This window comes from Thioalkalivibrio sp. AKL12 (assembly GCF_000377925.1).
GTDB lineage: Bacteria > Pseudomonadota > Gammaproteobacteria > Ectothiorhodospirales > Ectothiorhodospiraceae > Thioalkalivibrio > Thioalkalivibrio versutus.
This window is the reverse complement of the sequence record NZ_KB898890.1, coordinates 251,362-264,436: the sequence shown is the minus strand read 5'-3', so window position 1 is coordinate 264,436 and position 13,075 is coordinate 251,362. Positions and strand designations below refer to the sequence as shown.

Here is a 13,075-nt window from a genome sequence, read left to right as displayed (position 1 = left end):
TCGCGCTCGAGTCGCTTTTGCGTGCGAACAAGGCGCGGTGACTGCCGTGCAGTCATTCTGCACAAAGGAGCCGCAACGCCGTTCCCGCGCAAAAGCGGCCGAGCCCCTGCTTTCAACCGTTTGCGGGGTTGGAACCCCAGGTTCCCCGATTCTGCGTTGCGCCGCTTGCCGGTAGAACCACTACCGGCTGCGCGCCGCGCCTTGTCTCGGAAAACCTGGGGCACCAACGCGAACGCGTTCATTGATCAGTGTTTCCCTAGCGTCCGTGGATGTAGCGCTCGTCCGACCAGGTCGCCAGCCACTCGGGACGCACCATGACCAGGCCGGTAATCACGATCCCGTTGATCACCGCCTCGGGCAGCACCAGCAGGGCCAGGTAGCGCAGGTAGTCGCGATGGATATCTGCCCAGGCGAGCTCGGTGAACAACCCGTAGATCGCCGCCGAGGCCAGCACGGTGGCAACCACCGAAAGCGCCCCGCCGAGGAAACCGACCGCGTAGAGGTAGATGAACATGTGCGCGGGCAGACGCGCCTCGGACAGCCGCAGCAGCCCCCAGGTGACCGCGACCGGCAGGATGCCCGCCAGCAGCACCGTCAACGGGAAGGCGGCTAGCGGGAGCACGCCGAACAGGCCGAGGATCGCCACTACCAGGAAGACCATCAGGATCGCCAGCTGCCAACCGAACATCAGGGTCACGGTGGCCATACCCAGAAAATGCAGGGCCAGCCCATCCAGGGCCTGCGCCCGCAGGCTCCAGATCAGCAGCAGGCACAGCGTGGCGATCACGAACAGCTGGGCGCGGCCGGGCACGAAGAAGGTCTCCCAGGGCATGCGCCGCAGCATCACCAGCATGCCGCCACCCAGCAGCACGGCGGACAGCACCCGGAGCGCAACCGGCAGTTCGCCCGCCCCCTCGACCATGCTCAGTCGGGCTCGCGCACCGCGGCCGCGACAGTGTACTCGCGGCCCTGCTTGACCTTGTCGTAGTTGCCGAACACTTCCTTGAACCCCTTCTCGATGAACCGCCGCAACCCGGTAATGGTTACGACATAGATGCGTCCATCCGGGTTCATCTGCTCGTGGGCGTCCAGCAGGTAGGTGTAGAGCATCTCGCGCCCCACCTTGGCCGGCAGGTTGGAGGTGACCAGATCGAAACGCCGGTCACGGATCTGTGCGAAGCCATTACTGGTCACGCAGTCCACATTGGTGATGCCGTTCAGCTCGGCGTTACGCCGGCTGTACTCCACCGCCAGGAAGTTGGTGTCCACCAGCGTGCAGTAGCCCTGCGGCGCCTTGCGCGCCAGCGTCAGGCCGATCGGGCCATAGCCACAGCCCAGATCCAGGCAGGCATCGGTTGGCTCCACCTCGATGCGCTCCAGCAACATCCGCGTGCCATCGTCGATGCGGCGCGGCGAGAACAGGCCCCAGGTCGTGCGGAACCGCAGGTGTTCTCCGGCCAGCGTGTCCTCGAATTCCAGGTCGCGCTTCAGCTCCGCCTGACGGGTACGCCGCGCCTGGATCGTGGGGAAGTCCTCCTTCATGCCACCCCTCCGTCCGCAGTCCGCTCCACAGCCTCGGCCAGGCCCTGCCACAGGGCCTCGGCGGTGGAGGCCGCGGCGCCGGCGTCATCCTCGCCCGGCAGACCGAGCACGTTGACGTGCCCCATCTTGCGGCCGGACCGGGCCTCGGCCTTGCCATACAGATGCAGCCGCGCGCGGCCGGCAGCCAGCACGCCCTGCCAGTCGGGGTCCCCTGCGGCGGGCCACAGGTCACCCAGCAGGTTGACCATCGCCACCGGCGTGGTCAGCAACGCCGGGGCCAGCCCCAGCCCGCAGACCGCGCGCACCTGCTGCTCGAACTGGCTGACGGTGCAGGCATCCTGGGTGTAGTGCCCGGAGTTGTGCGGACGCGGCGCGATCTCGTTGACCAGCAATTCACCCTCCACCGTGAGGAAGAACTCCACCGCCAGTGTCCCCTGGTAGTCGAGCTGCTCGGCGATGTGCCGCGCGATCGCCGTGGCGCGTTCGCGCGGCTCGTCGCCGACCCGCGCCGGCACCCGCGTCAGGTGCAGGATGCCCTCGTGATGGGTGTTTTCCGCCACCGGAAAGGCCTCGTTCGCGCCGTCCGCGGTTCGCGCCACCAGCACCGAGAGCTCGCGCTCCAGCTCGACCTGGGCCTCCAGCACGCAGTCCACCAGCCCCAGCTCGGCATGCGCCGCGGGCAACTCGCCGGCCTGCGCCAGCCGGACCTGGCCCTTGCCGTCATAACCCAGGCGCGCGGTCTTCAGGATCGCGGGGAACGTCGGCCCTCCCGCGTCCGTTCGCACTTCGGGCGTCTGGCCGGCCAGGACCGCCTGCCAGGGGGCTACCGCCACACCGATCTCGCCGAGGAAGGCCTTCTCCTCCAGGCGATCCTGGGCAATGCTCAGGGCGCGCGGCCCCGGGCGCAGACAGGCATGCGCATCCAGCCACTCCACGGCCGGGCGCGGGATGTTCTCGAACTCGGTGGTAATGACCGCGCAGGCCCCGGCCAGGGCCTGCAGCGCATCGGGGTCGTCGAAGGCCTGGCACAGGTGGCGCGCCGCCACTCGCCCGGCCGGGCTGGCCGGGTCCGGGTCCAGGACCCATACGGGATAGCCCATGCCCTGTGCGGCCTCCACGAAATAGCGGCCGAGCTGCCCGCCACCGAGCAGCCCGAGGGTCGCAGGGGGCTGGATCATGACGGGTCCGGTGGCAGGGTCTGCCCCAGCACGGCCTGACTTTGGGACTGACGAAAGGCATCCAGACGCTCACGCAGATCGGGATCGTGGTTCGCCAGCATCGCGGCGGCGAACAAGGCGGCGTTGGCCGCGCCCGCCTCGCCGATCGCGAAGGTCGCCACGGGGATGCCGCGCGGCATCTGCACGATGGACAGCAGCGAGTCCTGCCCCTTCAGGTGGCGCGAGGCAACCGGCACCCCGAGCACCGGTACCGGCGTCTTGGATGCCAGCATCCCCGGCAGGTGCGCCGCCCCCCCGGCCCCGGCGATGATCGCCTGTAGACCACGCTCGCGTGCCTGCTCGGCGTACTCGAACAGGAGATCCGGTGTTCGGTGAGCCGACACCACCCGGGCCTCGAACGGGACCCCGAGTTCGTCCAGCACATCCACCGCCCGCTCCATGGTCGCCCAGTCGGAGGTGCTCCCCATCACGACGCCCACGCGAGGCGCCGCCGAATTGCCTGCCATCTCAGTCATGGCCCGAACGATAGCGACCCCGGCCCCACCCGACAAGCCATGCGCACCACGAAGCCCACCAAGGCACAAAGAAAAGGCCGGTCAAGGGCGACCCACAGGGAGACACAGAGGCCGGAAGGCCTTACTGGTGAGAGCGAAGCGGGGGCGTGAATGGCCGGTGGATAAGGCGCGACGCGCCCATGCGCTTGCTGCCGATCGTCGCGTCTCCTTGTGGATCGCTTTTCTTCGTGGCTTCGTCCGCTTCGTGGTGCGCAAGGCCCGCGCCCGGTAGAATCGCGGCATGACTGACACCCTGCTTGAAAGCCACCTCCCCGACCTGGAACTCGTCCATCGCGGCAAGGTACGCGATCTCTATGCGGTGGACGCCGACCACTGGCTGATGGTCACCACCGACCGCCTGTCCGCCTTTGACGTGATCCTGCCCACGGCCGTGCCCGAGAAGGGCCGAGTGCTGACGGAGATCACGCAGTTCTGGATGCACAAGGTGGAGCGCGAGCTGGGCATCCCCAACCAGTTGACCGATATCCCACTGGAACAGGTGATCCCGGACCCGGCCGTTCGCGCCCCGCTGGAAGGACGCAGCCTGGTGATCCGCCGGCTCGAAGCCCTGCCGGTGGAGGCAGTGGTACGCGGCTACCTGATCGGCTCTGGCTGGAAGGACTACCAGGCCAGCGGCGCGGTCTGCGGCATCCCGCTCCCGGCCGGCCTGGAGCTCGCCTCGAAGCTCCCCGAGGCGATCTTCACCCCCAGCACCAAGGCCGACGTCGGCGACCACGACGCCAATATCGACTTTGATGCCGTCGTGGCGACCATCGGCGAGGACCGGGCGCGGCAGGTGCGCGACGCGGCACTCTCGATCTACGCGATGGCGCGCGACTACGCGGCCGAGCGCGGCATCATCATCGCCGACACCAAGTTCGAGTTCGGCGTCGATGCCGCCGGCACCCTGCATCTGATCGACGAGGTCCTGACCCCGGACTCCTCGCGCTTCTGGCCCGCCGACCGCTACGCGCCGGGCACCAGCCCCGAGTCCTTCGACAAGCAATACGTACGCGACTACCTGGAGACCCTGGACTGGGACAAGCAGCCGCCCGGCCCCGAGCTGCCCGCGGAAGTGGTGGAACAGACCGCGGCGCGCTATCGCGAGGCCCTGGAGCGCCTGACCCGCGACGCATGAGCCCGGCACAGACAGGAGCGCCCCCGCAGGGCCTGTTCGTCACCGGCACCGACACCGGCGTCGGCAAAACCTTCGTCAGCTGCGCGCTGCTGGAACTCTGGCGGGATCGTGGGCTGCGGCCGCAACCGCGCAAGCCGGTGGAATCCGGCTGCCCGCCGGGCCCGGATGGGCTGCGGCCCGAGGACGGGATAAACCTGACCCACGCGGCGGGCCTTCCGGACGCCGCCATCGAGCAGGTCACGCCCTGGCGCTTCCCCGATGCCATCGCCCCGGACCAGGCCGCCGCGAACCAGGGCGTGCGCCTGACGATCGCGGAGCTGGCCGCGGCCTGCGCAGCCGACGGCACGGGCCCGCGGCTGGTGGAGGGTGCGGGGGGCTTCTACTCGCCGCTGTGTACCGATGGCCTGAACGCGGACCTCGCCGAGGCCCTCGGGCTACCGGTCCTGCTGGTGGCCGAGGACCGCCTGGGCACGCTGAACACCTGCCTGCTGACCCTGGAGGCCCTGGAACGACGCGGCCTGCAACTGGCCGGGATCGTGCTGAACCGGCGCCGGGTGGATGCCGACCCGCGCCTCGACAATGCCGCCGCGCTGCGTTCACGCACGAGCGCCCCGATCATCGAGTCAGCGGAAGGCATCACCCGCGCGGCGCTGGCTCAGAAGCTCTCCACCTCGAAGTTGTCCGGGCGCACGCCGCCGGAGGACTCGCGCTCCTGACCGCGGGACTCGGAGGCCGCAGGGGCTTCCTCTTCGTCAACCCGGAACCCGGCCAGGGTCTCGCGCAGGGCACGGGTTCCCTCGCGGTCGACGCGGCGGGTCTCGATGATATGCACCGGGCGCTGGGACTCGCCGTAGTACGCCTCGTTGAAGTCGTCGCGCACGGTCATGCGCGAGCCGGACAAGCTCATGCCCAGGTAGGCACCCCGCGCCCGCGAGTAGGACAGGAAGTCGGCCGTCGGGGTGGCGCTACGGCCCGCACCCACCGGACCGGCAGCCACCGAGGCATCGCCCCCCAGGCGGATGGCGGACCCGAACATCGAGTCCACCGCATCCTGGGTGCGCGCGACCATCACCACCTCGGCGGCATCACCACCGAACTGCATGCCGAAGCTGACCGAACCGAGGGAGTAGAACGCCACCGGCGAATAATCGCCGCGCTCGTCGTCCCAGGCCAGGAACACGCCGATGCCGCCGGAGCCTCCGATCAGGAAGGCCCCGCGAGCCACGCGCGGGAAAATCACCACGCCGCGGGCGTCGCGCAGGTCCTCTTTAAGGGACTCGTACTCGGGGTGGGTCGCCATGTTCTCCACCGTCGCCTGGGCGCGATCGATGATGTCCTGCGGATCGATCTCGCGGCTGAACGGGTTCGCGTGAGCGCTCCCCACTATGGCGACAAACACCAGCGTCGTCAGGCAGAAAAGGATCAGTCGTTGCATCGTGGAAACCTCCAGAAAGGCCAAGGGAGACGCGGCCGCGCGAATGCGTCGGCGTCTCCCTAACGAATACATTCATCATGGCACAAAAAAAGGGGGCCGAAGCCCCCTTTTTCGTGCTGCAATCCGCAGGATCAGTTGACCTTGGGATCCAGCTCGCCGGACAGGTAGCGCTTGACCATGTCGTCCAGGGAGATCGGCTTGATCTTGGACGCCATGCCGGCGCAACCGAAGGCCTCGTAACGGGCCTGGCAGAGGTCCTTCATCGCGGCGGTCGAGGCCTTCAGGAACTTGCGCGGATCGAATTCCTTCGGGTTCTCGGCCAGGAACTTGCGCACCGCACCGGTGGAGGCCATGCGCAGGTCGGTGTCGATGTTGACCTTGCGCACGCCGTGCTTGATGCCTTCCTGGATCTCTTCGACCGGCACGCCGTAGGTCTCGCCCATGTCGCCGCCGTACTTGTTGATGATCTGCAGCCACTCCTGCGGAACGGAGGAGGAGCCGTGCATGACCAGATGGGTATCCGGGATGCGGGCGTGGATCTCCTTCACGCGCTGGATGGCCAGGATGTCACCGGTCGGCGGACGGGTGAACTTGTAGGCGCCGTGGGAGGTACCGATGGCGATCGCCAGGGCGTCGCACTTGGTGTTCTTCACGAAGTCGGCGGCCTCGTCCGGGTCGGTCAGCAGCTGGTCGTGGGACAGCTGGCCCTCGGCGCCGGAACCGTCTTCCTCGCCGGCCATGCCGGTTTCCAGGGAGCCCAGGCAACCCAGCTCGCCTTCCACGGACACGCCACAGGCGTGAGCGATCTCGGAGACCTTGGCGGTCACGTCACGGTTGTAGTCGTACGAGGCCGGGGTCTTCATGTCAGGCATCAGGGAGCCGTCCATCATCACCGAGCTGAAGCCGGACTGGATGGAGCGCAGGCAGACTGCCGGCTCGGAGCCGTGATCCTGGTGCAGCACAACCGGGATGTCCGGGTACTGCTCGATGGCGGCGATGATGTTGTGGCGCAGGAAGGGCTCGCCGGCGTACTTGCGGGCACCGGCGGAGGCCTGAATGATCACCGGGGAGTCGACCGCAGCGGCCGCTTCCATGATCGAATGGACCTGTTCCATGTTGTTGGCGTTGTACGCCGGCATGCCATAGCCATGTTCGGCGGCATGGTCCAGAAGCTGGCGAAGTGAGATTAGAGCCATGGATTCCTCCTTACGGGATTCGGACTGAGGTAGTGAAAAAGTCGATTATCTGGTTGGCGACTGCGGGCGGTGCGCGGTTCAGGCCAGTTCGCCGACGCGCACGATCTTCATGGCGTTGGTGCCGCCATGCTCGCCCTGCAGGTCGCCCTTGGTAATGATGACCAACTCGCCATCCTGCACGACGCCCTCGGCCTTGAGCAAGTTCACCGCCTCACGGTTCACGCTTTCGTGGCTCTCGGGGATCGGCTTCAGGGTCACCGGATAGACGCCGCGATAAAGCGTCATGCGGCGGCTGGTGGATTCGTGCTGGGTGAGCGCGTAGATCGGGATGCCCGAGCTGATGCGCGACATCCACAGCGCCGTGGAACCGGACTCGGTCAGCGCGGCGATCGCGGAGACATCGAGATGGTTGGCGGTATACATGGTGGCCATCGCGATGGCCTCGTCGACCCGGCCGAAGGTCGAATCCATGCGATGGTCCGACTGACGTGCGGCGCGCTGGCGCTCGGCGGCCTCGCAGATCCGGTCCATGCTGGTGACCACGCGCGCAGGATAACGCCCGGTCGCGGTCTCGCCGGAGAGCATCACCGCATCCGTGCCGTCCAGCACCGCGTTGGCCACGTCGAACACCTCGGCGCGGGTCGGGATGGGGTTCTGGATCATGGTCTCCATCATCTGGGTCGCGGTGATGACCAGACGATTGAGGCTGCGCGCGCGCGTGATCAGGGTCTTCTGCACCCCCGGGAGCTCGGCGTCACCGATCTCCACGCCCAGATCGCCGCGGGCGATCATGATGACCTCCGAGGCGGCGATGATCTCGTCGATCACCTCCAGGGCCTCGGAGCGCTCGATCTTGGCGCAGATCCCGGCCTCCCAGCCGGCATCCTTCAACAGGCCCCGCGCCAGGTGCAGGTCCTGGGCGGAACGCGGGAACGAAACGGCCAGGTAGTCCACCTGCAGCTCGGCCGCCAGGCGGATATCGTCGCGGTCCTTGTCCGTAATCGCGGGCGCAGACAGGCCGCCGCCCTGGCGGTTGATGCCCTTGTTGTTGGACAGCTCGCCACCGACCTCGACGGTGGTCTCGATCCGGCTGCCATTGACCGCCGTGACCTTGAGCACGATACGACCGTCATCCAGCAGCAGGATGTCGTCCGTGCGCACGTCGTCCGGGAGGTCCTTGTAGGTCAGGCCGACCTGGGTGGCATCGCCCGCGTCGCGATCCAGCTCGGCATCCAGCGCGAAGGGCGCGCCCTCTTCCAGCTGCACCTTGCCCTGCTGGAAGCGGTCGATGCGGATCTTGGGGCCCTGCAGGTCGCCCAGGACACCAACGCAACGGCCGGCGCGCTCGGAGGCGGCCCGCAGCCGCGCCAGGCGCTGGCGGTGGTCATCCGGATCGCCATGCGAGAAGTTCAACCGGACCACATCCACACCGGCCCGGATGATGGCCTCCATGGCCTCGTCGCTGTCCGTTGCCGGCCCCAGCGTGGCTACGATCTTGGTACGTCTCATCCGCGCGTGTCTCCGTCAGCGGGGAAGGACAAGGGCCTCAGCCCTTGGCCCGTTCTTCCAGGATGGCGACGGCCGGCAGGGTCTTGCCCTCGAGGAACTCGAGGAAGGCGCCGCCGCCGGTGGAGATGTAGCTGATGCGATCCGCCAGGTTGTACTTGTCGATCGCGGCCAGGGTGTCGCCACCCCCGGCGATGGAGAACGCATTGCTCTCGGCGATCGCCTCGCCCAGGGCCTTGGTGCCACCGGCGAACTGATCGAACTCGAACACGCCCACCGGGCCGTTCCAGACGATGGTGCCGGCATTGCGCAGAGCCTCGGCATAGGTGGCCGCGGTCTCGGGGCCCACATCGAAGATCATGTCGTCGTCCGCAACGGCGTCCACGGCCTTGGTCTCGGCCGGGGTGGATTCGGAAAACTCCTTGCCCACGGTCACGTCGGTCGGGACCGGGATCTCGCCGCCCTTGGCGCGGGCGGCCTCCATCAGGCGCTTGGACTCTTCGACCAGATCCGCCTCGTACAGCGACTTGCCGACACCATGGCCCTGGGCCGCGATAAAGGTGTTGGCGATGCCGCCACCGACGATCAGCTGATCGACCACCTTGGACAGCGACTCCAGCACGGTCAGCTTGGTCGAGACCTTGGACCCACCGACGATCGCCACCAGCGGGCGCTTCGGGGTCTCCAGGGCCTGCCCCAGAGCCTCCAGCTCCTTGGCCAGCAACGGGCCGGCGCAGGCCTGCGGGGCGAATTTGGCCACGCCATGGGTGGAGGCCTGGGCGCGGTGGGCGGTACCGAAGGCGTCCATCACGAACACGTCGCACAGCGCAGCGTACTTCTTGGCCAGCGCCTCGTCGTCCTTCTTCTCGCCGGCGTTGAAGCGCACGTTCTCGAGCAGGATCACCTCGCCCGGCTTGGCATCCACGCCGTCGAGGTAATCCCGAACCAGGCGCACTTCGCGCCCGAGCAGGCCACCCATATGCTCGGCGACCGGGGCCAGAGAGTCCTCCTCGGAGAACTCGCCCTCGGTCGGGCGGCCCAGATGCGACATCAGCATCACGGCCGCGCCGGCGTCCAGGGCCTTCTGCACAGTCTCGAGGCTCGCGCGGATACGGGCGTCGGAGGTGACCTTGCCGCCCTTCACCGGGACGTTGAGATCCTGACGCACCAGCACACGGCGACCCTGCAGGTCGAGATCGGTCATCTTGATGACAGACATGGGAGTACCTCTCGAAATACGGTTGAAAGAGAAAAGGCTTCGGGCGAGCCCCCGCAGGGACTGGCCCCAGGCCTCTTGGACCCAGGCAATGCAAATGGCCGGACCCCGAGGGGCCCGGCCATCCGGCCTTACTTGGCGACGTGCTCCACCATGCGCAGCATGTTGCAGGTGTAGCCGTACTCGTTGTCGTACCAAGCGACGACCTTCACGAAGGTCGGGTCCAGCTGGATGCCGGCACCGGCGTCAAACACGGACGGGGCGGTGTAACCACGGAAGTCGGTGGAGACCACCAGGTCTTCGGTGTAGCCCAGCACGCCCTTCAGCTCGCCCTCGGAGGCCTTCTTCATGGCGGCGCAGACGTCGTCGTAGTTGGCGTCGCTGTTGAGCTCCACGGTCAGGTCGACCACCGACACGTCGGAGGTCGGCACGCGGAAGGCCATGCCGGTCAGCTTGCCGTTCAGTTCCGGCAGCACCTTGCCCACGGCCTTCGCGGCACCGGTGGAGGACGGGATGATGTTCTCCAGGATGCCGCGGCCCCCGCGCCAGTCCTTCATGGACGGGCCATCGACGGTCTTCTGGGTCGCCGTGGCGGCGTGCACGGTGGTCATCAAACCACGCTTGATGCCGAACTTGTCGTTCAGCACCTTGGCCACCGGGGCCAGGGCGTTGGTGGTGCAGGAGGCGGCGGAAACCATGGTCTGGCCGGCGTACTCACCATGGTTCACGCCAAAGACGAACATCGGGGTGTCGTCCTTGGACGGCGCGGACATCACGACCTTCTTGGCGCCGGCGTCCAGATGCTTCTGGGCGGTCTCGGCGGTCAGGAACAGACCGGTGGATTCGATCACGATGTCGGCGTCGATATCGCCCCACTTCAGCGCGGCCGGATCCTTTTCGGCGGTCAGGCGGATGCGGTTGCCATTGACCACCAGGTCGTTGCCGTCGACGCTGACGTCGCCTTCGAAGCGGCCATGGACCGAGTCATAACGCAGCATGTAGGCCAGGTATTCCGGGTCCAGCAGGTCGTTGATGCCGACCACCTGGAGGTTCGGGAAATCCTTGGCGATGGCACGGAAAGCCATGCGGCCGATACGACCGAAGCCGTTGATACCAACCTTGATAGACATGAGAGTCTCCTCTTTATTGCTTAAGCGAAATCGATTCGGGCTCAGCCGTTCATCACGTCACGTGCGACCTGGGCGACGTTCTCCGGCTTGAAACCGAAGTAATCGAGCAGGGCACCACCCGGGGCGGATTCGCCGAAGCGATCCAGGCCAAACACCGCGCCGTCGAGGCCGGTGAACTTGTGCCAGGTCGTGGTCGCGCCGGCCTCGATGGCGACACGGGCCCGCACGGCCTTCGGCAGCACGGCCTCGCGGTAGGCCGGATCCTGCTGGTCGAACAGCTCGACACAGGGCATGGAGACCACGCGGACCTTCTTGCCCTCGCCGCTCAGCACGTCGGCGGCCTGCACGGCCAGTTCAATCTCGGAACCGGTGGCGATGAAGATCAGGTCCGGGGTGCCGTCGCAATCCTTCAGCACGTAACCGCCGCGGGCGATGTTGGCGAGCTGCTCGCCGTCACGCTCCATGTGCGGCAGGCCCTGACGCGACAGGATGAACGCGGACGGGCCGTCGGTACGCTCGATGCCGGCCTTCCAGGCGACCGCGGTCTCGACCGCATCGCAGGGGCGCCAGACGTTCAGGTTCGGGATCAGACGCAGGCTCGGGGTCTGCTCGATGGGCTGGTGGGTCGGGCCGTCTTCGCCGAGACCGATGGAATCGTGGGTCAGCACGTACATCACGCGCTGCTTCATCAGCGCGGACATGCGGATGCCGTTACGGGCATAGTCGGAGAAGATCAGGAAGGTACCGCCGTACGGGATGAACCCGCCGTGCAGGGCGATGCCGTTCATGATTGCGGCCATGCCGAACTCGCGCACGCCGTAGAACACGTAGTTGCCGGCGGCGTCGTCACGGGTGACGCCCTTGGACCCGCCATACATGGTCAGGTTGGAGCCGGCCAGGTCGGCGGAACCGCCCAGCAGTTCCGGAACGGCCGGCGCCATGCCGGCGATCGCGTTCTGCGAGGCCTTGCGCGAGGCGACCTTCTCGGCCTTCTCGATGGTCTGCTTGATATAGGCGTTGGCCTTCTCGCTCCAGTCGGCCGGCAGATCACCGGCAATCCGGCGCTCGAACTCGGCGGCCAGTTCCGGATGGGCGGCCTTGTAGGCGGCGAAGCGTTCCTTCCACTCGGTCTCGGCCTTGGCACCCTTGTCCTTCGCGCTCCAGCCCTCGTAGATGTCGCCCGGGATCTCGAACGGGCCGTGCTCCCAGCCCAGTTCCTTGCGGGTCAGGGCGACCTCGTCGTCGCCCAGGGCGGCGCCGTGGCACTCTTCCTTGCCGCACTTGTTCGGGGAACCGAAGCCGATCACGGTCTTGCAGCAGATCAGGCTCGGCTTGTCGCTGTTCTGGCGCGCCTCTTCGATCGCGGCCTTGACCGCGTTGGCGTCGTGGCCATCCACGCCGCGCACGACGTGCCAGCCATAGGCCTCGAAACGGGCCGGGGTATCGTCGGTGAACCAGCCCTCGACCTCGCCGTCGATGGAAATGCCGTTGTCATCCCAGAACGCGACCAGCTTGCCCAGACCCAGGGTGCCGGCCAGCGCGCAGGTCTCGTGGGAGATCCCTTCCATCATGCAGCCGTCGCCGAGGAAGGCGTAGGTGTTGTGGTCGACGATGTCGTGACCGGGCTGGTTGAAGTGGGCGGCCATCATCTTCTCGGCCAGCGCCATGCCGACCGCGTTGGAGATGCCCTGGCCGAGCGGACCGGTGGTGGTCTCGACACCGGCGGTGTAGCCGTATTCCGGGTGGCCCGGGGTCTTGGAGTGCAGCTGACGGAACTGCTTGATCTCGTCCATCGGCAGGTCGTAGCCGCTCAGATGCAGCAGCGAGTAGACCAGCATGGAGCCGTGACCGTTGGACATCACGAAGCGGTCGCGATCCGGCCAGCTCGGGTTCGCCGGGTTGTGCTGCATGTAGTCGTTCCACAGCACCTCGGCGATGTCCGCCATCCCCATCGGCGCTCCCGGGTGACCGGAATTGGCCTTCTGAACTGCGTCCATCGAAAGGGCGCGGATGGCGTTTGCAAGCTCTCTACGGGTCGGCATGCTGATCTCCTGCTCTAAGTAGTATTGGGTTCGGCTGATGGCGGGCGGCGGCGCGAGGCGCCAGCGGCGGCAGACCCGGACGAGTCGACCGAACGAGGGCTCACCAGTACCGGCCGGCGCGCCAGCGCACGGCGGTGG

At 67.2% G+C, this 13,075-nt stretch carries 12 protein-coding genes; 2 read left to right on the top strand and 10 right to left on the bottom strand.

Annotated features, from left to right (window positions below; genetic code table 11):
- Window positions 1-256 precede the first annotated feature (256 nt).
- From D579_RS0102515 to purE, 4 genes are read right to left on the bottom strand one after another with little or no spacing between them, the layout of a single operon-like run.
- Window positions 257-922 (bottom strand): energy-coupling factor ABC transporter permease, encoded by a 666-nt coding sequence (locus D579_RS0102515; RefSeq protein ID WP_018145149.1) that lies wholly within the window; start codon window positions 920-922, stop codon window positions 257-259.
- A 2-nt stretch (window positions 923-924) separates the two neighbouring features.
- The gene (locus D579_RS0102510) at window positions 925-1,542 is read right to left on the bottom strand and encodes a class I SAM-dependent methyltransferase (protein ID WP_018951010.1); all 618 of its coding nucleotides are present in this window, start codon (window positions 1,540-1,542) and stop codon (window positions 925-927) included.
- The gene (locus D579_RS0102505) at window positions 1,539-2,720 is read right to left on the bottom strand and encodes a 5-(carboxyamino)imidazole ribonucleotide synthase (RefSeq protein WP_018951009.1); all 1,182 of its coding nucleotides are present in this window, start codon (window positions 2,718-2,720) and stop codon (window positions 1,539-1,541) included. Before D579_RS0102505 ends, D579_RS0102510 begins: the two co-directional genes overlap by 4 nt.
- Window positions 2,717-3,226 (bottom strand): 5-(carboxyamino)imidazole ribonucleotide mutase, encoded by a 510-nt coding sequence (gene purE, locus D579_RS0102500; protein ID WP_018145146.1) that lies wholly within the window; start codon window positions 3,224-3,226, stop codon window positions 2,717-2,719. Before purE ends, D579_RS0102505 begins: the two co-directional genes overlap by 4 nt.
- A 289-nt stretch (window positions 3,227-3,515) precedes the next feature.
- On the opposite strand from purE, the gene D579_RS0102495 reads away from it, so the two are divergent.
- Together D579_RS0102495 and bioD are read left to right on the top strand one after the other, a co-directional pair.
- Window positions 3,516-4,412, top strand: a complete 897-nt coding sequence (locus D579_RS0102495; protein ID WP_018951008.1) for a phosphoribosylaminoimidazolesuccinocarboxamide synthase — start codon at window positions 3,516-3,518, stop codon at window positions 4,410-4,412.
- Window positions 4,409-5,128, top strand: coding sequence for a dethiobiotin synthase (gene bioD / locus D579_RS0102490; RefSeq protein ID WP_018951007.1), 720 nt, complete (start codon window positions 4,409-4,411; stop codon window positions 5,126-5,128). Before D579_RS0102495 ends, bioD begins: the two co-directional genes overlap by 4 nt.
- Here the strand turns inward: bioD and D579_RS0102485 are convergent.
- The 6 genes from D579_RS0102485 to tkt form a co-directional block, all read right to left on the bottom strand.
- Window positions 5,068-5,847 (bottom strand): lipid-binding SYLF domain-containing protein, encoded by a 780-nt coding sequence (locus tag D579_RS0102485; protein ID WP_026289420.1) that lies wholly within the window; start codon window positions 5,845-5,847, stop codon window positions 5,068-5,070. The two genes, bioD and D579_RS0102485, sit on opposite strands and share 61 nt — an antisense overlap.
- Before the next feature lie 131 nt (window positions 5,848-5,978).
- Window positions 5,979-7,043 (bottom strand): class II fructose-bisphosphate aldolase, encoded by a 1,065-nt coding sequence (gene fba, locus D579_RS0102480; protein ID WP_018145142.1) that lies wholly within the window; start codon window positions 7,041-7,043, stop codon window positions 5,979-5,981.
- A 78-nt stretch (window positions 7,044-7,121) separates the two neighbouring features.
- Window positions 7,122-8,552: a pyruvate kinase gene (gene pyk, locus D579_RS0102475; protein ID WP_018145141.1), complete on the bottom strand. Its 1,431-nt coding sequence runs from the start codon at window positions 8,550-8,552 to the stop codon at window positions 7,122-7,124.
- 37 nt (window positions 8,553-8,589) lie between these two features.
- Entirely contained in the window at window positions 8,590-9,768 is a 1,179-nt protein-coding gene (locus tag D579_RS0102470; protein ID WP_018951005.1) for a phosphoglycerate kinase, read from the bottom strand.
- Window positions 9,769-9,896: 128 nt separating this feature from the next.
- Window positions 9,897-10,895, bottom strand: coding sequence for a type I glyceraldehyde-3-phosphate dehydrogenase (gap, locus tag D579_RS0102465; protein WP_018145139.1), 999 nt, complete (start codon window positions 10,893-10,895; stop codon window positions 9,897-9,899).
- Between the two features lie 41 nt (window positions 10,896-10,936).
- Window positions 10,937-12,937: a transketolase gene (gene tkt, locus D579_RS0102460; protein WP_026287884.1), complete on the bottom strand. Its 2,001-nt coding sequence runs from the start codon at window positions 12,935-12,937 to the stop codon at window positions 10,937-10,939.
- Between the last annotated feature and the right edge of the window lie 138 nt (window positions 12,938-13,075).